The organism is Sphingobacterium sp. LRF_L2, from assembly GCF_965644235.1.
Lineage (GTDB): Bacteria > Bacteroidota > Bacteroidia > Sphingobacteriales > Sphingobacteriaceae > Sphingobacterium.
The window spans coordinates 148,263-174,728 of record NZ_CBFFRI010000012.1 but is presented as its reverse complement, the minus strand read 5'-3'; the positions used below and the strand labels follow the sequence as shown (position 1 = coordinate 174,728).

Here is a 26,466-nt window from a genome sequence, read left to right as displayed (position 1 = left end):
CCTACTAACCCCCTATTAACCCCCTACTATACCCCTATAAAACCCCTGTTAACACCGAACTTAAATAGAACTAAATACACAGTTGATAAAAACAAAGAGCCCCTGTATTTTTTATAACACAAGGGCCCGAAGCTATTCCAGTTAAATAAATACATATCCTTCACAATGCCGCATTTATGCTCAAGACTACCCCTTGATATTTGCCCCTATCCGCTTCCACATAAAGTACATCTACACCTCTCGAAGCCAAGGAAGATTTAAGTTTTGGCTTCATCAATCTGTAATCGAGCTTTTCCACTGTGGACTCCCAATCACTCTCCCTCTTCGGAAGAATGGGCATTACATGTTCTATATCAAATACAGGCTTTAATGGAACAGTTTTTACAGACCTCTGCACAAAAAGAGTATCCGCATCTCTTCCCACAATCCGAATCCATCCTTCGGGCAACCCATTTATACTATTTCCATCCACGTCGCAAAAGAATGAAACCGCGTAAAGCTGCCCAGAATCTATATTTGAAAGCTTATCGACCATATATGCCGTTTTCTCCAACTGATTTCCAACATCAATCTTATTCTTCAGACCAACAACTCCGGCAGCAATAACAATTGTCAATACTACAAATAGCGAACCTCTCCACAATTTAAAATGAGGGATTACACATTCTCTCTTAAATTCGCTGATTCGTTGTTTAAGCGATTCCGAGTAGCGTTTTCTTTTAACCACTATGCCGTTTGAATCGTATAAAATGGGGATTTTCAGAAGTCCGCCACCTAGAGGCAACCAAAAGAAACGTACAGCAGGTGTCACAATCCGCAACGTATAAGGTCTAAGGATTTCATCATCTTTTAAGGTAGCCGAAATTTCAATTTCCCCTAATACATGATCGTAAATACTATAAAAAAATATCATAAATATATATGTAAAAAACAAAAAGAGAACCTGTCATCGAGTTTATCGAAACATAGAGGCGTCGTCGGTAAACATCCTAATTACCTTTTTCAGTAAGCTAGCTTTCAAAAAGCTTTATCATGGAAACTTCCCCTTTACGAATATTCCAATTATATTGAAAAGATATTACAGATCCAATGGACAAAATTGTCCAATTAACTTGATCTTTAACCGATAGCACCTTGTGTTTAAAACCAACAATAGCATTTTGACTAATTTTAAGCACATCTCCATTTAAAGGTTGAAGACTATTTGCCAATGCCATAAGATATTGAGTAATCTCTTCAGGTTGCAAGAAATAAGGTTTTATTTGTGCTTTCAATTCATTTTTTTCGACTTGCGGAATATTGACCTCGTTTTTATAGAACTGTTGCGCATTTGTTTCTTTATCCAAATCTTGAACAATTTTCTTCCTTATGACGAAAAACTGCTCTTGTTTCGTATTGTAGAATTCGGTTAAACACTTATCGATATAATTTTCTAACGAGCTCTCATTTTCTAAATCTTCGGGTAAGTTCTTGTAACTATTCCAGCGCACGGCATTCAATTCTAAATACAATTTATCTATACTATACTTTGTTTCGTAAGAGACAAAAGGTATATCCAATTGCGTAAAGGCAGGATTATTAAATCCAGAATACTGTAGTTTTTCCACCTTATCAGTCTCAAGATCGAGGATAAAACTCCATACATAAAATCTGTTCATTGCCCATAATTTCCACTTATTTTGCTGAATTTCTTCAACAAAAACTTGATTACCGAAGAGATAAGATTGCCACAGTTCCGTGAAGCCAATATCCTCCCTCTGCACAAATTCCGGTTGAAAAAAATTAGCAATTAACAAGGCTATACTTAAAGGCTTAAACGATTGAACCAGGGTAATTGTCGAATATTTGGCGTCCGCAAACATGCCTAACAATACACTACCACTCACCTCTTCCATTTGAAGTTCTTTTAAACCAGATGGTGGAGCAGGCAATTCTTTGAAATATCTTTTTCTTATTTCTGTAAATACTTTCCGATTTTCCTGTGCATAGACATATATTGGATCAAACAGGGCTTGTTGTTCTTTCGTTGACAATGTGGTATCCATTAACTGTGGTCCAATAGCCGACAAAAGATGCTGTAGAGAATCACGCGTTCGCAATCGCAAATTTTCTATCGACAGGTCGTATACCTGCGCCTTTGAAAGCAACACAGTTATAGATAATAAAAAAAAGATTAAGCTCTTTTGTACCATACCACTATTTAATTTGATCCCATTATGTATAGACAAAATTCTACTTTTTCTTATAACGATATAGAATCCTGTTTCTGCGAGTCTCGTTTTCACAACAAACAAGATGCCAACTGATGCGGCTTTTAAAGGATGGAGACTACGGAAGCACGTAGGTACCGAGCTTCATGTATCTGAAAAAGAATACAGTTTGCACAAAAAATTGAAATTAAATTTAAAATTACATACACTTTAATATTTTTTTTCTATTTTAGAACTCGCTAACGATAGGTAAAAATCTAATCACTAAAAGTAAATACGGTATCCTAAGGGGATTATTTAACGTTATTTTAAACAAAAAATCAAAAAAAACAAAAATCATTGTGTTAAAGATGTCTATGCGGTAATTATGGCACAAAATTAGTACAGGTACTATCAATCTTAAATTTAAATATAATGAACAAAGCAGACTTGATCAAGCATATTGCCAGCGAGGCTGGAATTACGCAATCACAAGCAGAGAAAGCAGTGAACAGTTTTACAGGAGCCGTTTCATCCTCTTTATCAAAAGGTGAAACTGTTACCCTTATTGGATTTGGTACATTTGGTATCTCTGACCGTGCTGCGCGTAATGGTAGAAATCCGCAAACAGGTGCAACTATCAAAATTGCGGCAAAAAAACTTCCTAAATTTACTGCTGGAAAAGCGTTAAAAGAAGCTGTAGATGCTCCTAAAAAAGGAAAGAAAAAGTAAACATAATTGTAAGAGGGTTTTTTAACCCTCTTACTTTTTATCTATTCTCAAACGAGCTATTCAAAACATTAAAATCCAAAATCTTCAGTCAGGCTTAAGACAAGTTCTCTATTGTTTGTTTGACTGTTTCAGAAAACGGCGTTGTAGGGCGTCCCAACAATGTCGACAACACATGATTATCATCAAATAAATCGCCCTTTGATGCGCTGACATCCCAACCAGCTATAGCTGCAGCAAAATGTTCTGGCACACCTAAATTCTTCAAGACTTCTGCATACTCCTCTTCACCCAAATTGTTATAAGGCAAGTCTTTTCCTGTTTGTAGGCTAATTTCCGCGGCCAAGTCCGCTAAGGTATAAGCTGTATCTCCGGCGAGCTCATAAATCTTTCCTTCTTGCGAAGCGGAAGTTAATACGATAGCAGCAGCCTCTGCATAATCTTCACGTGAAGCGGAGGCAATTAATCCTTCCCCTGCACTACCTATAAAAGCCCCTGCAGCCAGTGCACCGCCAATGGAGGCCGTATAGTTTTCTGTATACCAGCCGTTTCTTAAGATCGTATAATCAATCCCAGATTTTTTCAGTGCCTGTTCTGTAGCCACATGTTCAGCTGCCAAACTTAAAGTAGAACTATCTGCACGTAATAGACTTGTGTACACGATATGCTTTACACCTGCCTTTTTTGCTGCTTCAATAACGTTTTCATGTTGTGTTTTACGTTGCCCTATCTCGTTACCTGAAATTAACAACAACTGGTCGATACCGCCTAAAGAATCTACCAATACCTCAGCGTTGTTGTAGTCGAAATGACGTGATTCGACACCAAGGTGTTCTGCCTTCTCCGGCGTGCGAACCAACGCTACAATATTTTCTACCGAAGTTTTTTCTTTTAATTTTTCAACGACTAAACTACCTAGTTGTCCAGTCGCGCCAGAAATACCTGTCTTCATAGTATTTAAATAATTTATTGAGTGATTTATTTTGTAATAAAAAAAGTTACAATTAAAAATAAAAAAAATTAAACAAACTGTCCAGAAAAATCTTTCAAGGTCTTTCCTGCAAGAAACTTAAGCACAACTGCATCGACTTCTTCAAAAAGCGTCTCTAATTCTACATTAATTCTTTTTCCTACCGGACATTGCGGATTCGTATGCAAGTTCTTCTTTCCAAGAACGTCTGCCTTACGTACTATACGATAAATATCTGCCAAAAGTATTTCACTACTTTTTTTGCCAAGCATAGATCCTCCTACTTTTCCTTTCTTACTCGTAACCAATCCAGCTTCCTGTAGAATGCTAAGTTCCTTACGAACAACTACAGGGTTAATATTGATACTTCCTGCAATCCAATCTGAAGTAGACCACTCACTAGCGTTATGGTCTAAGAGGGTTAAAATATGCATTACCGTAGCAAATCTCGTATTATTCATTTCGATACAAATGTATAGCTAATTTTAAATGTAACAAATTTAATTGCAATTAAATTTATATCGAATACTATTTAGACCTTTTTTATGACTTTCAACACACAATTTTACATCCCCCCTCTTATTATACTCTCTATATTTTCTATCTGCAGCACCTGACTGTACTATTTACCATTCCAAATCGACGACCACTGGATAATGATCTGAAGGGATACGTACTGTATATTCTTTGAAAGACAATTCTTTCGGAAAATCTCCTTTTTTAATTTCCTTGTCTGAGTCCTTTGATTTTGGACTCCGATAAGTATCCGTCATGACCGCATACTTCTTAACCTTTAAATCGGAGGTCACGAAGATGTGATCTATTCGACTATTCGTAAATAAATTTACATCGAAAGCATTGAACGTCCCATTTAAGGCATATCGATGATCAGCAAGCACATAGCTATCTCCAACAAAATTCGATTTGGCCAAAATAGCATACATTGGGTTCTCTTGATCCACATTAAAATCTCCGGTTAAAATTGCGGTTTCATCACCAGCTATCTCTTTCATCTTTTTCAAAACCAGTTTACAGCTTTCCTCTCGAGCTACTTTCCCCACATGATCCATATGTAGATTAAAAAACCAAACCATTTTGTGCGTACGTTTATCTTCTAGTTGAACCCAGGTACAAATACGACGCAAGGCTGCATCCCAACCTTTTGAGGGCACCTCAGGTGTCTCCGACAGCCAAAAAACACCTTTATCTCTAAGATCAAATCGAGTTTTCTTATAGAAAATAGGCGCATACTCTCCTTTTCTTTTACCGTCATCTCGTCCTACTCCAACTGCAGCATATGACTCATCTAAGAGGGTATCTAATTGCTGATACTGGTGATGTAACGCTTCTTGTATTCCGATAATATCGAAATCCACATAAGAAATTAAAGAAGCAATGACGGGTGATCGGCTAGACCAGCCATTTCCCTTCTGACGATCGCTGTGGTTGTCGTATCTGATATTATAGCTGCCGACCTTCAAATGCTGGGTGACGCTTTCCTGCGCAAAAGAGAAGCTATTTACCAAAATAAGGCAAAAAGTCGCTACTGAAATATAGGTTATCTTTTTCATACTGCGTTCTATAATTTATCTTGTACCTCGTTCGAAAAAGAATAAGGTACGTCTTCCTTATTTACTCCACGTTTGTAGTTAGGCTTATCTAACATTTTAAAATTAAGATTTGCACCTTTTACAAGGTCTTCAATCCGCAAATAATTATGGCGATAAGTTTTTTTATTCCAAGTCATATCTTGAATATAATAAGCATTTTGTTGTTGATTATCTGTGGTAATCAACACTTTCTTCCCGTTCTCTAAATGTAGGGTAGCTTTTTTGAAAAGAGGCGAACCAATTACATATTCGTTCGAGCCAGGAGATACAGGATAAAATCCCAAAGAAGAGAAAACAAACCAAGCAGAAGTTTGCCCATTATCTTCGTCACCACAGTAGCCGTCGGGTGTTGCGGCATATAACTTATCCATAATCTGACGAACCCAGTATTGGGTTTTCCAAGGAGCTGCCGCATAATTATAGAGGTAAGGCATATGCTGAATAGGCTGATTACCATGTGCGTATTGCCCCATATTCATCACTTGCATTTCACGCATTTCGTGAATCATGCTACGGCTGTTCATTCCCTCGGTGCTGGGGATCACAAATACGGTATCTAACATCTGGATAAATTTTTCCTCTCCCCCCATCAAGTTGATTAGGCCTTTCGGATCGTGAAAGACACAGAAACTCCAATGCCATGCGTTACCTTCCGTGTACTCTCTCGTCCATCCGCTAGGGTCGAACGGTTGAATAAACTCCCCCTTATCATTCTTCGCACGCATTAAACGAGTTTCTTTGTCATAAAGATTTCGGTAATTTAAGGCTCCTTTTCTAAAAGGCTCCAACTCTTGTGATGACTTCTGTAATTTTTGACCAAATCTATAAATACACCAATCTGAATAAGCGTACTCCAAGGTTCGCGCGACGTTTTGATTCACATCCTTACCAAAAGGAATGTAGCCCAACTCCTTATACCAATCAACTCCAGCTCTTCCTGTAGAAGAATTGCTTGGATGCACATGATTCGCACCATGTACAACTGCCTCCCAGAGCAGTTCAGCGTCATACCCCTTTAAACCTTGCAGATAGGCGTCCGAAACGACAGAGGCCGAGTTATTTCCAATCATTGAAGCTCGATGCCCAGGACTAGCCCATTCTGGGAGGAACCCGCTTTCTTTATAAGCGTTGACTAATCCCTCTTGCATCGCTACATTCATGGAAGGATACAAGAGATTAAGCAATGGAAACAAACTACGGAAAGTATCCCAAAATCCGGTATCAGTAAACATGTACCCAGGTAGAACTTGTCCGTTATAAGGGCTGTAATGTATACGGTTCCCAGCAGCATCAACTTCTGAAATATCCCGAGGAAACAATGTGGATCGATAAAGACAAGAGTAAAAAGTTTTCAATCTTTCTAGGTTATTATCCTCTATCTCTACCTTACCCAATACTTCATTCCAATGCTCTCGTCCTTCCCGAACCACATGATCAAAACTTTTCCCCTTAACCTCCATAAGATTGATTTCGGCCTGCTCATAACTAATAAATGAAGACGCCACACGTACATGAACCGTTTCTCCCTTCTTTGTCTTGAACTGTACACTCGCACCAGCGTGATCTGTCTTTAGCTCTAGAACTCCTTCCTTTACTCTTTCTTCTGCAAATAACAAAAATGAAGAAAATGGTTTATCAAACTCAATGACAAAGTAATTTTTGAAATTTGAGGGTACACCGCCACTATTTTTAGTAGAATAACCAAAAATTTTATTTTCTGAAGGAACAACCTTAATATAAGAACCTTTATCAAAAGCATCAATGATAATCGCAGCACTATCTGTCGCCGGAAATTTCACTCTAAAAATGGCCGCTCGAGAAGAAGGGCTTAGTTCGGTTACGATATCATAATCGGCCAAGTAGGCACTATAATAATATGGTTTTGCGACCTCTGCCTTGTGCGAAAACCAACTTGCTCGATCGTCTTGATTAAATTTAACTGTTCCGACAACAGGCATCAATGCGAATTGTCCATAATCGTTGTTCCAAGGACTGGGTTGATGCGTTTGGCGAAATCCTTTGATCTTGTCCGCCGTATAAGTATAAATCCACCCGTTCCCCATATTTCCCGTTTGTGCTGTCCAGAAATGCATACCCCAAGGCCGTGCTATTGCAGGGTAAGTGTTACCATGAGACAACTCATATTTAGACAAAGTACCTACCAATGGATCTGCATAATCAGCAGGATCCATTACTTGTGCTACTCCCGAATAATTGAGCAATAATGCACTACATAAAACTACTAAAGTTTGCCAGAGGCTTCTGGATCTACAAATTGTGATAGTATCTATCATAGTTTATTATGCGTTTTAATAAATTGATTAAACGTTTTAGTTTATTAAAAGTACATTAAACTATTGGATTCCGGGTCTTGTTTCATTAAAAAAGAACACGCACTTTGTAAAAACTTTAATACGTGTAAAAAAGAAAAGCTGCCCATCTTTTTCAGACCGACAGCTTTTCCTATTAAACAATAAAGATCTTTAATTCAAATGTTTGCTAAAGAAACCCATCATCGCTTTATAGAATTCAATTTGATTTTCCTCTTTCCCAAATCCATGGCCCTCATCATACTTTACCATATAAGGCACATCCACGCCTTTTTCACGCAAAGCCTTTACAATCTGATCTGCTTCAGCAATTTTTACGCGAGGATCATTTGCACCTTGTACAACAAATAAAGGCGCTTTTATTTGATCAATATGGAAAAGAGGGGAAACATCTTTTGCAATTGCAGCTTCATCTTCATTATCCAAATCATACCAAATTTCATACAACATATCCTTGTAAGGCTTCCAATATTCTGGAATTGAACTCATCAGGGTAAAGATATTAGAAACACCAACATAGTCTACACCGGCCTTATAGAGGTCTGGAGTCTTCGTCAAACCACGAAGCACCGCATAGCCACCATGACTTGCACCATAAATCGCAATATTATTTTTATCCACCCAACCTTGTTCGATCACATATTGGATACCATCTTCCACATCGTCCATTGCTTTACGTCCAATTTGTTTAAAACCCGCGCGAAGAAATTCCTTTCCATATCCACCTGAAATACGGAAGTTTACTTGTAAAGTTGCATACCCACGGCTCGCAAAAAGTTGCGTCTCAGGATTAAATCCCCAACTATCCCGAATACCTTGCGGCCCACCATGCGGGTTCACTATAAGTGGCACTTTTTCGCCATTCAACGCTGCTTTTGGAAGCGTAATATATCCATGCAATGTTAAGCCGTCTCGTGATTTGAACGTGATAGGAAGCATTTCGGCCATATCTTCCTCCTTCAATTGAGGCATTAGATCAACGAGTAAAGTCGCCTTACCTGTTTTTGTATCGTAATGATAGTACTTTCCATACAACTTGTCGCTCTGTACAACCACCAAAAGCTGATCCTCATTATCAGTCTTTCCTGCGATAGAAAATTCATATCCCCCGAATTGCTTTTCTAAATTCTTGTAAATTTTAGTGAAGGTTTCGCTAATAGGCTTGATAACAACTTTTTCACCTTCATAACCTACAAAATCAATTTCCCAGTTTCTTTTTCTAGACAGTGAAATTAGGTTTGCATCGTATTCACTGTTTGCATAAATTTCTTTTACTATTTTCTTGGTTTTCAAATCGCACAGTACTATACTGGTTTTATCTGACTCTAAGTTCGTCAAGACATAAGCTTCATCAGGATTGCTAGAGGCATAGTTAAAGGAAATTATACTAAAGGTTTCATCCCATTTCGTTGTGTGAAAAAGTTCAAACTTGTCCGCTCCACTTGGCTTATAAAAGTACTGCGTATTAATTCCGTTGAGCATTTTGGCATAGCCTCTCAGGTTACCATCTTTATCAAACTCGTATCCGACAATAGCATTCGCAGGATCTTCGTTGGTAAACAATTTCTCCATCGCTCCAGTATTCACATTTACCTTGTAGGGTTCAAAGACCTGCTTATTATCTTTATTCATCTGGATGATGATAAAATCCTTCTGCTCTTTTAACATATTTACTATAGAAGCCTGAATATCGTCAAAGGGCGTAAGGTCAATATTACTCGATCCGTCAATATTGATAGCATATAAATGGTAATTTTCGTTTCCGCCTTGGTCCATCACATACACCAATCGTGCATCATTAATCCATCCCATTCCACGAATCAGTTCCTCTTTTTCTTCAATGGCACGAACCACTTTCCCCGTGGCAACTTCTTTGACCATGACATGGCGTTTGTTCTTCTCATCTTTCTCCCGGTAGGAAATGTATTTACCGTTAGGCGATAGTTGAAAGCCTGAAGTTTTAGGTCTTGCAAAGTAATCTTCAACTTGGTAACTAAAATTACCTTTATCTAACGCTATTAAGTCTTGTAGTTGTGTTTTGGTGGAGACCAGCGAAGTGTCGCCCGGCTTGGTGATTTGTGTCTTTTCCAACAGCAGGGGAAATTCCATGCCACCTTGACTGTATGTTCCTGAAATTTTATTTTTCTCGAGTGTACCGGTATATTTAATGCCTGCTTGGTCAATTGATAAAGACAACTGGTTCGCGTCCAGACTTACTGTCGATAAGGGGATTCCGATCGCCCCCTGAAGGGGAACATCTAATGTTCCTTCTATCTTTTCGTCGTTTTGGGTAAAGTGAAAGATCAGTTCCAAACTTGTTCCTTGGACATCCATCTTCCCCTTCCAATCCCCTTTGATTTGTGCAATAGTATTTGACATTCCCAAAATTACAAATACCATCGAATAAAGAATGTTTCTCATAGTTGATTCTATTGTTTTTTTTATAATGTACGCATTAGTCTCTGTCCAATAACCAACCGGACAGGCATCCCTTTATGTATAAATAAGATAAAGTAACATTTAGTTAGTCTACCAATTCGGCAATTTGTTACAGTTTTTTACCTATATTTTTGAATTAAAAACTACATAAAAACAAATAAACACATAAACATATATAAATGAAAAACTTACAATGATAAATTAAACATAAAATACAATAAAATCAAATCGTTTTCCATTCCAATATCTGGCTTAAAAAATAGGGTATGAGATAAAAAGAGTGCAAAGTCTCCTCTTATTTAGCTATAATTAACTCTTTTACATTTATGCAAGTGTTTTCCTTTTATCGCACCTAATCTGACAGCAAAAATTTTAAGTTCAATAAATATTAGCATTTACATACACAAAATGTTAATATAAATCTAATAAAACAATGATTTACTACACATTACAATAAAATATGGATAAAATTTTATCCAATAAAAAAAGAAAATATTCTCAAAAAAAAGCGTCCCAAACAATCTTTCTTAGATTCGGGACGCTCTTATGTGATAATCAAATTTATCGCCAGTTTCTATTCGTGCATTTCGAATGAAGGCGGTGGATTTTCAATAGCCCATTCCTTTTGAGGTCTATCCCCCATTCGCAGCAGCAGCTCTCCACCACTGCTAATTTCCTCATGTGTCAACCACGCTCTATGCAATGGCTTGCCGTTTAAAGACGCAGATTGGATATACTTATTCAATTCTCCAAAATTTTCCGCTTTAACCCGGAAGATTTCACCGGTAGAAAGTTCTACACTTGCTTCTTCAAAAAAGGGACTACCTATCGTGTAAGCAGGTAACCCCGGCGTTACAGGATAAAACCCAAGCATAGAGAATACGACAAAAGCAGACATACCTCCGCCATCCTCGTCTCCTGGAATCCCCATCAAATCATTTCGAAACCATTGACGAATGAGCTCATGAATCCGTTTTTGGGTCATCCAAGGTTGGCCTGCATAAACATATAGATAGGGAATATGTAAGCTAGGTTCATTGGCCATGGAGAATTGCCCAACATTCCCTGTATGATCAGGCAACTGGCTATAAAAATCAAACTTACTCTTACCTAAAGGCTCCCTAAATGTCTGATTTAAATTATTGATAAAATTCTCTTTACCCCCCATCAACTCAATTAAATCTGCAACATGATGTGGTACATCCCACCGATAGACCCATCCGTTATTTTCCCCATAGTAGGCCCTTGCTCCTTGTCCTCCGGCGTAACGATAATCAAATGGTTCAATGAAATTACCCTCTTTATCTTTGGGATGGAAAAAAGCGGTCTTCGGGTTAAATAAATTTCTATAATTCTTTGCATTCTTTAAGAACAAGGCCGCGTCAGTTGACTTATGAAGTGCATTTGCAAGTTGCCCTAGTGCCCATTCATCATATGAAGTTCCTAAAGTTACAGCAACAGGTTGTCTTTTTTCAAAACCATGCACTTCAGGCACGACTTCTTGCTCTCCAGGATATAAAGCGGGGATATATCCTTTCTCTTTATAGAAAGCATCTAACCATCCCGCAGGAGCCGATGACCATGGGGCCAGCGTTTTCTCCTGCACAGCACGCTTTCCGCTTTCATAGGCTTTCTCTACATTAAAACTTCGCAATCCTTTTGCATAAGCATCAGCAATAGTTACCACACCGTGATTCGAATTCATTCGTCTGGAGTCCCCCGTAATTTCGGGAAAAGTCGGCATCCAAAAGTTATCCATCTGCTCCGACATCCGCACAAAGGAATTTAACACATCCGATTCCGTAGATTCATCAATTAATAAACGGAGCGGATGCGTAGCCCGATAGGTATCCCAAATCCAATCATCTGTATAAAATGATTTTTTATCCTCATGTACTTTTCCGTCAAAAGCACTGTAATATCGTCCGTCCTCCGTAATATTGACAGGACGTTCGAAACAGCGGTATAACGAAGTATAAAACAAAACTTTATCAACATCAATCGGCGTTTCAACTTTAACGGTAGAAAGTGCTTTATTCCAAGCATTCTTGCCGGCATCTGCTACCTTTTCTAAATCAAAATTTCTAATTTCTCTTTTCAAATTTTTCTGGGCCTGCTCTATACTGATAAAGGAAATACCGTATCGAAAAGACAACTTAGGTTTATCGGTTTTAAACTGTAAAGCTACGGCGACATCTTTTCCTTCAGCCGAAACCTGTAATGGATCAATTTTTCCGCTGGCCAATCCTCCCCATTTTACTGCAACTTCATCGAACTCTCCATAAAGATAAACCACCGTATTATTTGCAAGCTGTTGAGTTGCCGTTATGCTACTTTCCTTCACCTGAACGGTTCCAGAAACTGAATTAAATACCACCAGCTTATCTTTGTTGTTCTGAAAATTTATCTTATATATCGCAGATTGGTGGGCAGGTGCGAAATCGACATCAATATTTTGATCCAATAAAGTGACTTGATAATGATAGGGTTTAATCTGTTCTCGGTCGTATGCATAATGATACACATGCTGCAAAGATCCATCCTTATTTCCACTTAATACACTTAAGTTGAAGGCCGAACGGCCACGATGGCTCGTCACGATGAGTGGCAGTCCCTTTATCTGGTCAGCCGTAAAATCGGCTCTTTCTGGATAAACGCGAAGCATACTATTTGGCAGATGTATCGTGGGAAAAGTAGGAACAAGTAAATGACTGATATTTCCGATATACGGATTTACGTATTCCACAGGCGTCTTCACTACCTGTGCTATCGTGTAGCTATGTTCCAGCTGAAAAGCCCATATACAATAAAAAATAATAAGTATTTTTTTCATATGAATATTATTTGTTTTTTAATGGCCATATGGAATATTCATGCGTGTTTGTGTTTTGTCTAACATGAATATTTCATATTTTATATTTTAGTAAATATCAAAAAGATTATCCTCTAGCCTAAAACAGGCTAAACAACCTTATAGCTAATTTTAATTTCTTCACAAAAGTATACCTTTTAGTTTTCAGGCTAAATAGACATATCTATAGTTATTTACGATCTTGTCTACTGGCCTTCCATCAGGTAAATTCGTGATACAAGATATAAATTTTCGATGTTTTGTTTTATGCTAATACGTTTTTATATGTAACAAATGTAGTAGAATTGAAATCTGTACATCATAACAAAACGATAAACTTTATAAGATTATACAGAAATTATGTAAGGTATAGTTCTGTAGGTTTTTGTTGTTTTGCTCTGTATAAAATAGTACATATGGACAACCGAAATAAAGTAATGGTTATCGGAGGGTATGGTGCTGTTGGCAAACAGATATGCCAATTTCTTTCCTCCAAGATAAAAGAGCAAATTGTTGTTGCAGGCCGCGACATTAAGCAAGCAGAAGCACTCTGCACTTCTTTACCTGGGAGTGAAGCGCGTGCATTTGACTGTTCGGATCCGAACTTCGGAAAGCTGGCGGACGTTAGCGTCGTTATGATGTGCGTTGAACTCGCTGACACGGCTATTGTAGCCTATTGTATTCGTCAGCACATCCATTATATCGACATAACTGCTAACCCAAACCTTACCAATCGCATAGAAGCCCTGGAAATGGAATTCCCGCCAATCCAGTCGTTGATACTTCTTAGTATAGGCTTAGCACCAGGTGTAAGCAACCTCCTCACCAAAAACAATATACAACAACAGCCATTAAGCACTTGGGCAGATATCAACATCCTTCTAGGTCTAGGAGAAAAGCATGGTCAAGCAGCTTTTGAATGGACATTTAACAATTTCCATCAAGAATACCGAGTACAACAAGCAGGAAAACAAAATCGATTGCTATCTTTTACGAATCCTAAAGCAGCTATTGTAGACATCAAGAGAAGGTTTTTTCTTTTCAACTTTTCCGACCAGCACGTTCTTTCTAAGGAATGGCCAGATAAACAAATCACGACACGCATGGCTTTCGATTCTCGTCTAATCACCGAACTCATACATCTTTGTAGAAAGCTTGGGGTTACAAAAATTTTCCGCTTTAAAAAGATTCAACGGTTATTATTCCATCTATTTCATCGTTACAGTTTTGGAAGTGATATCTTTTATGTGCAAGCGAAATGTGGGACCGAGCAACAACTGCTGCATACCTCCTCCTTTTCCGGCTACTCCGAAGGAACTATTACAGCAGCTGTTGCTGCAGAAATTGTTGGTGCCAGCTTAATCTCAACGAAAAAGGGAATTATGCATATTCACAATTTTATCGATGACGTCCCTTCATTTTTAAAACAAGTATCTTCTTACGACAACAGTTTTAAAATCGAACTTTAATCTTCGCGGCTACCATCATCCGCCATTCGAACTATTTTTGGAAAAAAGGTTCCCACAATATCGACTAAATCAGACTGCGCAGCCATAACGGCATGTATATCTTTGTAAGCCATGGGCGCTTCATCCATTCCGGCACCAAGTAAAGTGATGCCGTTATCTGCCAGCATTTTAACAAGATCCTTCTTAACCAATGTTTTTATGGCTTGTGTTCGGCTCATCAGTCGACCCGCTCCGTGCGAGGCCGAGTTTATGGATGCCTCAACACCTCTCCCGCGTACCAAGAAGCCCGGTGTAGCCATCGACCCTGGGATAATCCCCATTGTTCCGCTTGCAGCCGGCGTCGCTCCTTTTCTATGCACCAGCACCTCTTTTCCTTCCCACTGTTCTTTCCAAGCAAAATTGTGATGATTTTCAATTTTTGCCAGTGTATCTACTTGAAGCGCATGTTTGACCTTGGCATGAATGATCTCGTGGCAAGCCGAAGCATAATCACCGGCCAAGTTCATGGCAATCCAATACTCCTGCCCTTCAGCCGTATTAAGATCTAAGTATGCCAAATTCTTCGCCAAATAAGGAAGTTTACAATGATCTTTAGCCAATTTCGTATAGTAGTCCGCAATCGTTGCACCAAGACCTCTCGAACCGGAATGTGTCAACAAAGCTAAATAACGTCCTTTCTCAATATTCAGCAGTTTATCAGCATGTTCAAATTCCATAATTCCAAACTCGACAAAGTGATTCCCTCCACCAGACGAACCTAATTGTGCCCAAGCCTTCTCTTTTAAACCACGTAGCAAGTCATTCATTTGAAAAGCAGGATTTTCCAGCACGGCATGATCAGCTCTTTCATGTCGTAAAAATCCATGTCCAGCTCCAAATTTTGTATGGTTAGAAAGGATCTTTTTCAAGAAATCATCTTTTTCCTCTAAATAAGAAATCGGCAGATCAAAAATAGAAAGAGCCATCCGACAACCGATATCTACCCCAACACCATAGGGAATCACCGCATTATCCGTCGCCAAAACACCACCTATGGGCAGTCCATACCCTTGATGTGCATCTGCCATCAATGCCCCTGCAATCGTAACAGGTAATTTCATAGCCAGGGCCATCTGTTGTTTAGCACCGTCTTCTATTTGTTCAGCTCCATACAGTTCGTAAGGAATAATTTCTTCCTTTAATGCTATTTCATTTTTCTCAACATGTTCTTGATTTTGTAACGCACTAGCTAAGGGTTCGAATATCTTATCCGTTATGTAAGCTTCCGGGTTTTCCAATACCTTTTTAAAAAGATCAAGCATCTGCTCTCTGGTAAATCCCAAACGTTTCTTATTGATTTGCAGGGCAACACCCAACGTATAATTTTCTTTAAAGCCTAATGCAAGTAAATCGTTTCCATTGATTCTCTTATTTTCCATTTTCTTTCAATTATAGACAACTCCTTTCTATAAAAAGGGAATGTCTTGTTCAACAACACAAAGATGAGACAAGTACTGCGCAACACTTTTGCGCAATACATAAAAAAAAATAAAATATCTTAAATAAGTTGATTAAATAAACAAAAAGGCAGGACATTAGCTTCAACAGCTTTAACATTTTCCTTTTTACGCAGCTAGACTGCGTAAAAAGGATCAGCTCTAATTTGTTTTCGGTTTGTTGGGTTTGTTAAATTTTTTCTTTCTGTTGAAAGGCTTTTTTTTCTTATTTTTCGATTTAGGATCATATGCTGGTCCTTCAGGAAACCCTTCCGGCAGATCGATCTTCTTGATTTCTTGTTCAATCAGCCTTTCAATACGTGCAAATCGGTTTTGGTCCTTATCGTTGATAAAGGTGATAGCCGTACCCGTAGTTGCTGCCCGTGCCGTACGACCAATACGATGGACATAGTCCTCTGGATCAGGGGGCACATCAAAATTAACAACTAAGCTAATGCCCACAATATCGATGCCTCTAGAAATCACATCCGTTCCCACTAATACTCGTAAACGTTTCGCTTTAAAACGATGCATAACTTCTTCGCGCTGACTTTGTTCCAAATCTGAATGAAAGCCTTCCACCGAGACGCCCATTTTCAGAAGTTCTCTGGTCAACTGCTTTACAATATCTTTCTTAGAAGCGAAAATAATGACACTTTCATACGATGGATTTTCCAAAATATGTTTAATCAACGGGATCTTGCTATCATCGTAAAGCAGATAAGCCTGTTGATCTATACCTTCGCTAGGCTTAGAAATAGCGACATTGATTTCTTCAGGTCCTTGTAGAATCTTCTTAGCAAGTGTTCTTATTTTTGAAGGCATTGTGGCCGAAAAAAGCAAACTTTGTCTTTTTTGCGGAACGTGGCTAATGATACGCATAATATCGTCATGAAAGCCCATGTCCAACATGCGATCAGCTTCATCAAGAACTAAAAACTGTAAATGGCTGAAATCAAATTTTCCGGAAGATAAATGTGCCAACAAACGTCCCGGAGTCGCAACAATAATATTAACACCTTCCCGTATAGCTCGCTTCTGCTGCTCATAGCCCATGCCGTCCCCTCCTCCATATACACAAATAGACGTAGCTCCTGTAAAATAACCAAAGCCCATCACCTGTTGGTCAATTTGCAACGCTAATTCACGTGTCGGCACGAGAATAATCGTGTGAACAGATTCTCGGGGATTTTCGGCTATTTGGTTGAGGATTGGGAGCAGATAGGATGCTGTTTTACCCGTACCTGTTTGCGCGCAGGCAATAAGATCTTTTCCATTTAATATAACAGGTATCGCCTGTTCCTGTATAGGGGTTGCTTCTATGAAGCCCATGCTGTCTAGTCCTTCCTCCAACGTTTCGGAAAAACCAAATTCGGTAAATTTCAAATTCTTAATCTTGTTTTCTCTAAAAATAAGGTAATATTTTAACATTCGCAACTTGCATTAATTATCAAGAACTGCAATCGTGTACGGAATCGAATAGAGATTTTTCCAAACGGTAAGGCGATCCAACTGTTATTCCTAAAAAACAATTTGAAAATGAACGATATCACAGCACATCTAACAAGACTAGCCGATCAAATGCCATCTTGGGTCTGGAACCTGATGATCATCCTTTTCTCGATCCTTTTAGGGATTATCATCAAAGCAATCTTGGTCCCCCTTGTTCGAAAACAATCCGAATCCCAAAACATCTATTCCCTTATACGTTCCATTATTAGACATTTTAACAAAATACTAAGTTTCTTTATCCCTTTATTAGTTTTCAGCTCCCTACTCCGTTTTACGAAATTCAATACGGCGACGTTACAGGTTGTTACAAAAATAACCGAAATACTATTTATTGGTTGCTTTGCTATTCTCCTTATTCGAGTCATCCGCGTATTCGAAGATTACCTGTATTACAGATTCGACGTCAGTAAAGAGAATAATCTCCGGGAGCGAAAAATTCGAACACAAATCGTCTTCATCCGGAAATTATTGGTCAGTATCATTATATTGGTTGCTATCGCCATTATACTTTTGAGTTTTGAGAACATGCGTAAAATTGGCGCGGGACTACTTACTGGCGTGGGTATTGGTGGAATTATAATCGGATTTGCCGCCCAAAAATCATTAGGAAATCTATTGGCAGGTTTCCAGATTGCCTTTACGCAACCCATACGTATGGATGACGTCCTCGTTGTTGAAGGCGAATGGGGACGCGTAGAGGAAATCAATCTTACGTATGTTGTCGTCGCTATATGGGATAAAAGGCGATTGGTTTTACCGATTAACTATTTCATCGAAAAACCATTTCAAAACTGGACACGAACTACCGCGGAGATACTCGGAACCGTTTTTTTATATACCGATTATACCATTCCCATTGATAAGCTCCGAGACAAACTGAGCATGCTGCTTCAAGCCAACAAGCTTTGGGATGGAAAAGTCAATGTACTACAAGTTACAGATTACAAAGAGCAGACCATGGAGATACGCTGCCTGATGAGCTGTAGAAATTCAGGTCAAGCTTTCGATCTCCGATGCTACATCCGGGAAGAAATGATTAAATATATTCATCAAAATTTTCCAGATGCCCTTTCTAAAACACGTGTCAGTGTATCGAATAGTTTTTAAATAAAGCCTAGTATCACTAGTATATATGTTGTCGGAACCTCAACATGTGGTTTCCAACAACATATATTTCAAGTTTCTATCTACATCCCCTTCACTATTTCTTTCGAACTAAGCGGATTACACGTTTCAATGGTAGATCTATTGACGTTTCTTCCGAAAGACTACCACTTAATTTATGGATATCGACCACATCTAAACGTAAATCGTTACTCCCTTTGGTGTAAATTTCAAGGTCATTAATGTGTTCTTTATTTTCTTTGTTTTTATCTACGAAATTGACACTCGAATTTTCACTCTTTATCTTCAACCGATTAAAATGTGGGTTTATTAAACTGCAGGTAGCACTATCTAACTCAAGAAATAGATCGGGAACTTGCCACTGGCTAGCCGCATCTGCTCGTTCTTTATTCTCCATATTTAATATGGAATTCCGAATATTTAAATGTAGCTTATCCATTGTTGAACCAGGCGAAAAATTAAAACCTTTCAATCGATCAGCACGAACGATCAAACTGTCCGTATGTATATCAACATCACCAATAGTTACATTCGATAGATCCAATTCATCTATCTTCGGTGCAAAAATATAAAGATTATTTTGTCCATAATTTAAGGTATTTACCGGAGCATCTATTCTCAACAAGCCGCTTTCATCTACAGTCACATCTTTTGACATTTCTCCATCTCTAGCTATTTTAAGTGCATATTGCTCACTTTTAACAATATATACATTAATAGAGGATTCTTCCCCAGTCCCCACTATTTGAAGTTTCTTAAAAGGTTTTACCCGAATCGTTTTTAGATAAAAATCAGCTGCCTCACTATTTGAGGCTTCCTCTTCTATCGCTTTTCTATACTCAACTTCGTTTACCCTACCTTTAGTAACAGAAAAAGAGAGGATAAGAAGGGGAACAATGAATACCAATAGCCCCAATCCTATACTATATTTTGAACTTGTTTTCATTTTAGTTTTGATTAAAATTTTCTTGGATAAATTTATGGTATCGCTCTTTAAGCTCATCCAAACCGATATCTAATACGTAAATATTACGAAATAGCAGAGGCAACTCTTCTTCAAGAAAAATTGTTTTGCGATAAGCCTTTACCTGACTAACAGACTCCCCTGTTAGAAAAAAACCAACACCTCTTTTATTGACAATGATGGATTTCTGTTGCAGTAAATCGTAAGTTCGCATCACCGTATTGGGGTTGACCTCTAATTGCACTGCCAAGTCGCGTACAGAAGGCAATCTTTCATCCTCCTTCCAAGTACCCAACACAATATGTTCGCATACATGCTCAGCAATCTGCAAGTAGATTGCTTTATTGGTATTAAAATCCATCCTAAACCTCCTTTTCCTTTAACTTCAGAAAACCTATTCCCCAGACCAGTAAGGTGACTACTATCCCTGACAAGCATACATACTTTAGTATCGTAAACTCATCCGCTGGGTAATTTCCATATTTCACAGAAATTGTTCCTGCCGTTAAAAACTTAGCCAAATAAACGACACAGAAAAACCAAAAAGCTACATAAATAACGAGCAATATTGCCGTTTTCACATATTGAAAATTTCTAAAACCAATAGATCCTAACAGAAACAGCGCATTAAAAAGCAACGGTAAAAAGTAGAAGTACTTCATCTTTTCATTGATTTCCATTTTACAAAAATAAGCCCAGTTATCTCGTTTGAATTCCTCTCCCGTTGCTTCCGATATCCAAGAAGTCACCGAATGACCACGGTCTCTAAAGTACGTTACAAACCCGTAATCGATTACGAGAAAAACCAAAATAAAGGAGACAATTGCGACAGGCACAGAATAGAATAAAGCTGTCAAAAATTTTTCGATACGAGAAGCAGGGATCAACAACTCAAAGATCGCCTTCGGTTTCTGTCCTAAATCCGAAAAATAAGTTCCTGAGATAATTGTTCCAAAAATTAACCCCGAAATAACAAACAGCGGAAATCTAAAATCCAATAGATCAGAGAAATCACTTGCTCCAATAGATAATCCCTGATAATATTCTTTTACAGCGTAGCCATAAAATGCCGCAACGACTCCTGCCAAAATACCGAGAGACATTAAGTAAATTTTTCCAAAACTAATCCACTGTCGTTTTATAAGGAGAAATAATCTTTTCGAACTAAATGTGTTAGACATAAGCTGGGATGTTTAATAGGTTTGTTATATTTTCTTTCTTTTGAAGAACGGCATTAAAGAGCAATTCCAAATCTAATTTTGAATCATCGCCCTCTCGATTGGGTAAAATTGCATGGTATCCGCCAAGGCTCTGTTCCGCGTATATAACCTCAGCAGACAACTCTCGTACTTTTCTAAAGTCAAGTTGCGCTGTAATATGTGCAACTGCAGCATTAACTACGACACGATTGTCATCCAAAATAATAATAGCATCTATAAGGTTATCCAAGTCACGTACCTGATGAGTAGAGATGAGAATACAGCGTTCTTCGGTCAAAGCCGAAGCCATAATTTTTCTAAACTGCGCTTTCGACGGAATATCAAGGCCATTTGTTGGTTCATCCATGATAATAATACGGGTATTAGTGGCTAATCCAAAAGAAATCAGGTATTTTTTCTTTTGCCCGTAACTCATATCGGCTAACTTCTGACGTTCAGGAATTTCAAACTCTCGGATTAGCTCCGCAAAATACTGCTGATCAAATTTCGGATAAAATGGTGCGTTTGCCCGCACAAATTGCTCAGAACGGACCGACGGTAAATAAAACTCTTCAGGAATAAAGCTGATATCGGCGAGTAAAGCCGGTTGACGATTCTTGGGATTGTAACCAAGTACATCGACGTTGCCAGCATGCGGATACACCAAGCCTGCTATATTTTTCAACAAACTAGATTTGCCGGCACCATTCTTTCCTAAAAGCCCATAAATGTGTCCCTGTTTCAAACAGAGATCCATGTCTTTGAATAAAGGCCTTCCTTTATTGTAGCTAAAACTTAGGTTCTGGATAGTTATCATATTAGTGTACTATTAAATTAATACACTAATATACAAACTATTTTTAAATACCTGTATTTTTTATTGAAAACGTTTTATCGATTTTTCATGGTTAGCTCAATTTACAGAAGCGCCACTAAACGAATCAAGCCAGGATTGATTATCGTTTAGAAATTCATAAAAAAAAGCCCCCTAAAAAGGGGACTTCCTACTCATTATATTTATTGGTATTAGTTTTTCTTCGCATTGCGTTCTTCTATCCACTGGATATAAATCGGCTTCTGTTCTTCAGTAAGCTTTTCTACAATCTTCGCATCGGCGGTTGATGTTAACGCATCGACCTGTTGTTTAGCTACATCCGGTGATATCGTAGTATCTGCCTTCAGCGCCCATTTTGCTTTCGTATGCTCCAACACGATGTCATAAACCGCGGTTTGCTGTTCTGGTGTCAGTGTTAACTTTTCACTTAGCTTTTCTACTTTTTCTTTTGCTTTTGTTTCAGGTGTTCCTTCCTGTGCGAAGGTTAATGTTAATGCAAATAATAAACTTAAACCTGTAAGAATTAGCTTTTTCATAGTTTTCTATTTTTAGTTTACGATATATTTATTTTTGTCCTTTTTCTTTTGAACAACGAAATACTTACAAAAGTTCAACCAAAGTATCATTTCTGTTACATTTTAACATCCTTTAACAAAAGTATATCGAAAATCGGCTATTTCTTCGGGTTGATGATCTAATTGTATCATCTCTTTTTAAGTCTTCGTTGAGCTCCGATTAAAAAGAGAAAGGTTTCCATCCGGGCGAATGAAAACCTTTCAAAAACCAATTATAACTTGCCGCCATGCTCACAGCGGTCTGAATTATGAAGTGTTAATTTCGGAAGTTTATTCGGTAATTGCAAATTTTATTTACAATAATTTGAACAAATTTTCCGCAAAAAACGAAATCCGTTATTATTTTTCAATTGACGCCATATCAATTACAAATCTATATTTAACATCACTATCCAACACACGTTGGTATGCTTCATTAACATAATCAATATCTATAAGTTCCGTTTCAGGGAGGATATTATGTTCTGCACAAAAATTAAGCATGTCTTGCGTTTCCTGAATACCTCCTATGCTCGAAGCGGTCAATATTTTATTTCCACCCATAATCGAACGACCATTAATTTCCATTGGAGCAGCAGGAATACCCACACAAATATGTACACCGCGCGTTTTCAATAGCCCTAAATACAGATTATAATCATGGGGTACAGAAACGGTATCAATAATAAAATCAAATGAAGCTTTGTACTTTTCAAGTTCCTGCGCATCATTTGTATTTAGAAAATGGTGAGCCCCCAATAAGGTAGCATCATTTTTCTTTTTTGGCGAGTGGCTAATCATAGTCACTTGCGCTCCCATTGCTACGGCGATCTTGACGGCCATGTGACCAAGTCCGCCGAGACCAAGTACACCTACATGATGTCCTTTCCCTACATTCCAGCGTTTTAACGGCGAATATGTTGTTATCCCGGCACAAAGTAGAGGTGCAACCTTTTTGATATCCAAAGATTCAGGGACATGCAGCACAAAGTTAGCATCCGCAACGATATTATTACTATAACCGCCAAACGTCACCGAATGGTCGTGCATCACGTCTACGCTGTTATATGTCCACACTGTTTTCTTTTCCAAACAAAACTGTTGTTGATCACTTTTACAATTTTCGCAATTTCCACAGGATGCCACCATACAGCCTACACCAGCCAAATCGCCGATTTTAAATTTATTTACAGCCGTACCTACCGCAGTAATCTTACCCACAATTTCGTGACCTGGCACAATAGGATAATGAGTCCCTCCCCATTCATTATGTACTTGATGGATATCAGAATGACAAATTCCCGAATATAAAATATCAATCAAAACGTCATTAGCCCCCAATTCTCTGCGTTCAAACTCCATATATTCCAATGCTGACGCACTATCCTTTGCTGCGTATCCTTTTGATTTTATCATATAATATGCTGTTTAATTTAATCTAAAACTTCTTCTTTCTCAATTGTAAGACAAAGATAACCGTCATCTTTAATTAGAAAAAAACAAATGCTCCTTATTTACATTAAACAAACAAAGGTTCTCCGTTTTGGAAAAACCTTTGTTATATATATCTTCTTTCGAATGTCTACTTTCTAAAGAAGACCAGATTTGGCGATTCCTCTAGAGTGAAACCATATATTTTTAAAGAATATATCATATGCTACTTGGCATAGCTTTTCTCAAATTTATCAGATGCTTCATTCACCCCCCTAGCCATATTTTCAAAAGCCTTATTAATATTACTCAATAAACCAGCCTCTTCATCCGTTTCCACAAGCTGATTTTCTTTTCGGATGGCAATTAATTTTGGATAATCCTCTGTCACTATTTTTTTGTAGCCATTCAATCCATTTAAAACAGCCTTTTGAAAACCATCATCGCCGTTAAAATCACCAAGATCTTCGACTTTCTTGATGTCTTCATGAATCGATTTCTCCCAAATAATACGAACCTCTTCTGCTTTATTATAATCCGCGGCATTCATCGCTCTATTCATATCGGTGACATGCTTTTCGCTACCGTTAATAACAGTAATGATTGCATTATTATATTCCACAGGATCTTTTTTTGAACCGCAAGAAGAAAGGGATACCAAGGTAAAAATAGCAATACTCGCTAAGACTGTTTTGATCATAAGTTTAAATATTTAGAAGTAAAAAATTAAGCTGTTAAAAACATCGTCGTTATTATATAGTCAAAGATACCGCCATATGCTTTGCCGTTAAATAGCCGAAACCCGTGATTTTCATTGTACAGGAATCAAATTAGATCATTAAAACGTCAGGTGGATTTCATATATTTTATTAGAGCAAGGAGTTTTTTTATAATATAAAAGCAAATCGCTACTTTTAATCGCTTGAAAAGCACATTGCTGTCAAGCAGCATACTTATAAAATGTTATTTCCCATGAAACAAAAAGATATAGTCTCCATTACTCACCCTTAATCTCCCGTATTTGTTAGCTCGACACTTTTCATTTCCTCTTTCCATAGTCACACTATAACGCTATTCCTCCGATCTAGTTTGTCTCGACCATGTCTCTGATTCAGAAAACGATTAAAAAATGGCTTTTAGGTATCCTCATCATGTTCAACATGCTACAAGGGATTGCACAGGAATATAAGCACGAATTTGGTGTTGTGAATGACAATGATGCCTACCTTTGGTATGGACAAGATCGCTATTACAGTAATGGGCTGTTCTTTTTCTATCGTAGAGCAACAGATCAACAGAAGTTAAAACCTCAACAAGAAAAGGTTATCTATGAATTTTCATTGGGACAAAAAATATTCACCCCTTTGTCAGCCTATGTACCAGAAGCTGAACTACAAGATCGGCCATTTGCTGGATATTTATATGGAAAAGCACAGGCTAATTTTTATTATAAGCGAGAATCCGTCTGGAAAATAGGTCTCGCATTGGGCACATTAGGTCCTAATTCGTTATCCAGCCGTGCGCAAAGCCTGCTGCATAAGACTGTAGGCCTTTACGAAACCAGCGGTTGGGAACATCAGATACGAAATAGTCTTACGGCCGATCTACATGCAGAATACAGCCAGCTTCTTCTGCGTAATCGCCAACAATCGTTAGACCTTGCGCTGGAAAGCTACGTAAATATAGGCACTAGCTTTAACAGCACTGGCGTTGGATTTGTTGTCAGAACAGGACATATTAATCAACTCTTTCAAACATCCTATCAAAATTCCTCAGCAAGTCATAACAGTCGTACAAAAAAACTCGCACAACGGGAACTATATATCTATGCAAAGCCGCAATTTAACTATATAGTTTACGACGCTACGGTACAAGGCAGCCTATTTAATAGTAAGAGTCCTGTCACCTTTCCAATAAGACCATTTGTATTTGAGCAAAAAATAGGATTCAACTATTCTAGTCCTAAATTCACTATTGACTACAGCATCAGCTTCCGCACAAAAGAAATCAAGAGCAATGCCAGCGCGCACCAATATGGAAGTATCTCACTCTACTATCGCTTTAATTGATGCAGCAGTAACTACAAAAGTCATCAACAAACAACATCCCTTATCCATCCTTAACAGGAAGAACTGTATAACAAGCTGTTAAAACATTCATTTTTTTTACATTCTTATTTGTAATTATTCTAAATAACTCTATATTTGGTCATGCACTTTGGTGCCGTTTCAAAATATATTAACGCTAAAAAAAATGTGGACTTTCGGGAAGTTACGATCTTTTGAAAAACTATTTAAGTCATATTGGTACACTGTCTATGACATGTGCAGCTACTATCTTAAAGATAAAGAGACCGCAAAAGATTTGACACAAAACATCTTTTTAGATTTATGGGAACGACAGGTAAAATTTGACAGTCGGCTGGACATGGAGAAATATCTTACACGGTGTTGCAAATTTCAAGTTCTAAATCACTTTCGATATGTACGACGAATGGAAATTCTTGCCTTAGAAGATATGCCTGAAGATCAAAACGCGGATTACGACCGTCCGGATGTGCAACTTCAATATAAAGAAATAGAACAACGCATAGAAAAGCAGATGGAAAAACTAGTAGAACCCGCTCGAACGGTCTTCTATCTTAGTCGTCGTGAATATCTCACTTATAAAGAAATATCAACACGATTGGGGATCTCTGTTTCCACAGTAGAATACCACATCAGCAACTGCCTACGCGCTTTACGAAAAGAATTACTTTAGCCTTCTTCTATAATCGGACGAGAG

The 26,466-nt window shown here is 38.0% G+C and carries 22 protein-coding genes; 5 read left to right on the top strand and 17 right to left on the bottom strand.

The window, feature by feature from the left end:
* Positions 1 to 160 precede the first annotated feature (160 nt).
* The gene (locus tag ACSZOX_RS21235; protein ID WP_437922219.1) at positions 161 to 913 is read right to left on the bottom strand and encodes a hypothetical protein; all 753 of its coding nucleotides are present in this window, start codon (positions 911 to 913) and stop codon (positions 161 to 163) included.
* Between the two features lie 97 nt (positions 914 to 1,010).
* Positions 1,011 to 2,192, bottom strand: coding sequence for a hypothetical protein (locus tag ACSZOX_RS21230; protein WP_437922218.1), 1,182 nt, complete (start codon positions 2,190 to 2,192; stop codon positions 1,011 to 1,013).
* A gap of 432 nt (positions 2,193 to 2,624) precedes the next feature.
* Between ACSZOX_RS21230 and ACSZOX_RS21225 the strand changes: the two genes are divergently transcribed.
* Positions 2,625 to 2,921, top strand: coding sequence for an HU family DNA-binding protein (locus ACSZOX_RS21225; protein WP_437922217.1), 297 nt, complete (start codon positions 2,625 to 2,627; stop codon positions 2,919 to 2,921).
* 94 nt (positions 2,922 to 3,015) lie between these two features.
* On the opposite strand, the gene ACSZOX_RS21220 is transcribed toward ACSZOX_RS21225, so the two are convergent.
* The 6 genes from ACSZOX_RS21220 to ACSZOX_RS21195 form a co-directional block, all read right to left on the bottom strand.
* Positions 3,016 to 3,870 (bottom strand): SDR family oxidoreductase, encoded by an 855-nt coding sequence (locus tag ACSZOX_RS21220; protein WP_437922216.1) that lies wholly within the window; start codon positions 3,868 to 3,870, stop codon positions 3,016 to 3,018.
* A gap of 68 nt (positions 3,871 to 3,938) precedes the next feature.
* A complete protein-coding gene (locus ACSZOX_RS21215) occupies positions 3,939 to 4,349 on the bottom strand; it encodes an Rrf2 family transcriptional regulator (protein ID WP_437922215.1) in 411 nt (136 codons plus the stop codon).
* A 165-nt stretch (positions 4,350 to 4,514) separates the two neighbouring features.
* Positions 4,515 to 5,459, bottom strand: coding sequence for an endonuclease/exonuclease/phosphatase family protein (locus tag ACSZOX_RS21210; RefSeq protein WP_437922214.1), 945 nt, complete (start codon positions 5,457 to 5,459; stop codon positions 4,515 to 4,517).
* 8 nt (positions 5,460 to 5,467) lie between these two features.
* Entirely contained in the window at positions 5,468 to 7,792 is a 2,325-nt protein-coding gene (locus ACSZOX_RS21205; protein ID WP_437922213.1) for a GH92 family glycosyl hydrolase, read from the bottom strand.
* A gap of 189 nt (positions 7,793 to 7,981) precedes the next feature.
* Positions 7,982 to 10,249 carry an alpha/beta hydrolase family protein gene (locus ACSZOX_RS21200; RefSeq protein ID WP_437922212.1) on the bottom strand — a complete coding sequence of 756 codons (2,268 nt, stop codon included), beginning with the start codon at positions 10,247 to 10,249 and terminating at the stop codon, positions 7,982 to 7,984.
* A 592-nt stretch (positions 10,250 to 10,841) separates the two neighbouring features.
* The gene (locus tag ACSZOX_RS21195; RefSeq protein WP_437922211.1) at positions 10,842 to 13,100 is read right to left on the bottom strand and encodes a GH92 family glycosyl hydrolase; all 2,259 of its coding nucleotides are present in this window, start codon (positions 13,098 to 13,100) and stop codon (positions 10,842 to 10,844) included.
* A 434-nt stretch (positions 13,101 to 13,534) separates the two neighbouring features.
* Between ACSZOX_RS21195 and ACSZOX_RS21190 the strand changes: the two genes are divergently transcribed.
* Complete coding sequence (locus ACSZOX_RS21190; protein WP_437922210.1) at positions 13,535 to 14,587, top strand: saccharopine dehydrogenase NADP-binding domain-containing protein; 1,053 nt, start codon at positions 13,535 to 13,537, stop codon at positions 14,585 to 14,587.
* Here ACSZOX_RS21190 and ACSZOX_RS21185 read toward each other — a convergent pair.
* Together ACSZOX_RS21185 and ACSZOX_RS21180 are read right to left on the bottom strand one after the other, a co-directional pair.
* Positions 14,584 to 16,005: an RtcB family protein gene (locus ACSZOX_RS21185; RefSeq protein WP_437922209.1), complete on the bottom strand. Its 1,422-nt coding sequence runs from the start codon at positions 16,003 to 16,005 to the stop codon at positions 14,584 to 14,586. The genes ACSZOX_RS21190 and ACSZOX_RS21185 overlap by 4 nt on opposite strands.
* Before the next feature lie 219 nt (positions 16,006 to 16,224).
* Positions 16,225 to 17,448, bottom strand: coding sequence for a DEAD/DEAH box helicase (locus ACSZOX_RS21180; RefSeq protein ID WP_437922222.1), 1,224 nt, complete (start codon positions 17,446 to 17,448; stop codon positions 16,225 to 16,227).
* Positions 17,449 to 17,601: 153 nt separating this feature from the next.
* On the opposite strand from ACSZOX_RS21180, the gene ACSZOX_RS21175 reads away from it, so the two are divergent.
* A complete protein-coding gene (locus ACSZOX_RS21175; protein ID WP_437922208.1) occupies positions 17,602 to 18,681 on the top strand; it encodes a mechanosensitive ion channel family protein in 1,080 nt (359 codons plus the stop codon).
* A gap of 94 nt (positions 18,682 to 18,775) precedes the next feature.
* Here the strand turns inward: ACSZOX_RS21175 and ACSZOX_RS21170 are convergent, their stop codons facing one another.
* The 7 genes from ACSZOX_RS21170 to ACSZOX_RS21140 all read right to left on the bottom strand — a co-directional run bounded on the left by ACSZOX_RS21170 (position 18,776) and on the right by ACSZOX_RS21140 (position 24,382).
* The gene (locus tag ACSZOX_RS21170; RefSeq protein ID WP_437922207.1) at positions 18,776 to 19,645 is read right to left on the bottom strand and encodes a hypothetical protein; all 870 of its coding nucleotides are present in this window, start codon (positions 19,643 to 19,645) and stop codon (positions 18,776 to 18,778) included.
* 1 nt (position 19,646) lies between these two features.
* Complete coding sequence (locus tag ACSZOX_RS21165; protein ID WP_437922206.1) at positions 19,647 to 20,024, bottom strand: GntR family transcriptional regulator; 378 nt, start codon at positions 20,022 to 20,024, stop codon at positions 19,647 to 19,649.
* Position 20,025: 1 nt separating this feature from the next.
* Complete coding sequence (locus tag ACSZOX_RS21160) at positions 20,026 to 20,766, bottom strand: hypothetical protein (RefSeq protein WP_437922205.1); 741 nt, start codon at positions 20,764 to 20,766, stop codon at positions 20,026 to 20,028.
* A gap of 70 nt (positions 20,767 to 20,836) precedes the next feature.
* Positions 20,837 to 21,679 (bottom strand): ABC transporter ATP-binding protein, encoded by an 843-nt coding sequence (locus ACSZOX_RS21155; RefSeq protein WP_437922204.1) that lies wholly within the window; start codon positions 21,677 to 21,679, stop codon positions 20,837 to 20,839.
* A 209-nt stretch (positions 21,680 to 21,888) separates the two neighbouring features.
* Complete coding sequence (locus tag ACSZOX_RS21150) at positions 21,889 to 22,233, bottom strand: hypothetical protein (RefSeq protein ID WP_437922203.1); 345 nt, start codon at positions 22,231 to 22,233, stop codon at positions 21,889 to 21,891.
* Positions 22,234 to 22,611: 378 nt separating this feature from the next.
* Positions 22,612 to 23,667 (bottom strand): NAD(P)-dependent alcohol dehydrogenase, encoded by a 1,056-nt coding sequence (locus ACSZOX_RS21145; protein ID WP_437922202.1) that lies wholly within the window; start codon positions 23,665 to 23,667, stop codon positions 22,612 to 22,614.
* Between the two features lie 241 nt (positions 23,668 to 23,908).
* Entirely contained in the window at positions 23,909 to 24,382 is a 474-nt protein-coding gene (locus ACSZOX_RS21140) for an LIC11966 family surface protein (protein ID WP_437922201.1), read from the bottom strand.
* Between the two features lie 400 nt (positions 24,383 to 24,782).
* Here ACSZOX_RS21140 and ACSZOX_RS21135 point away from each other — a divergent pair, with 400 nt between their 5' ends.
* Both ACSZOX_RS21135 and ACSZOX_RS21130 read left to right on the top strand, forming a co-directional pair.
* Positions 24,783 to 25,751 carry a lipid A deacylase LpxR family protein gene (locus ACSZOX_RS21135; RefSeq protein ID WP_437922200.1) on the top strand — a complete coding sequence of 323 codons (969 nt, stop codon included), beginning with the start codon at positions 24,783 to 24,785 and terminating at the stop codon, positions 25,749 to 25,751.
* A 184-nt stretch (positions 25,752 to 25,935) separates the two neighbouring features.
* A complete protein-coding gene (locus ACSZOX_RS21130) occupies positions 25,936 to 26,442 on the top strand; it encodes an RNA polymerase sigma-70 factor (RefSeq protein ID WP_437922199.1) in 507 nt (168 codons plus the stop codon).
* Positions 26,443 to 26,466: the final 24 nt, after the last annotated feature.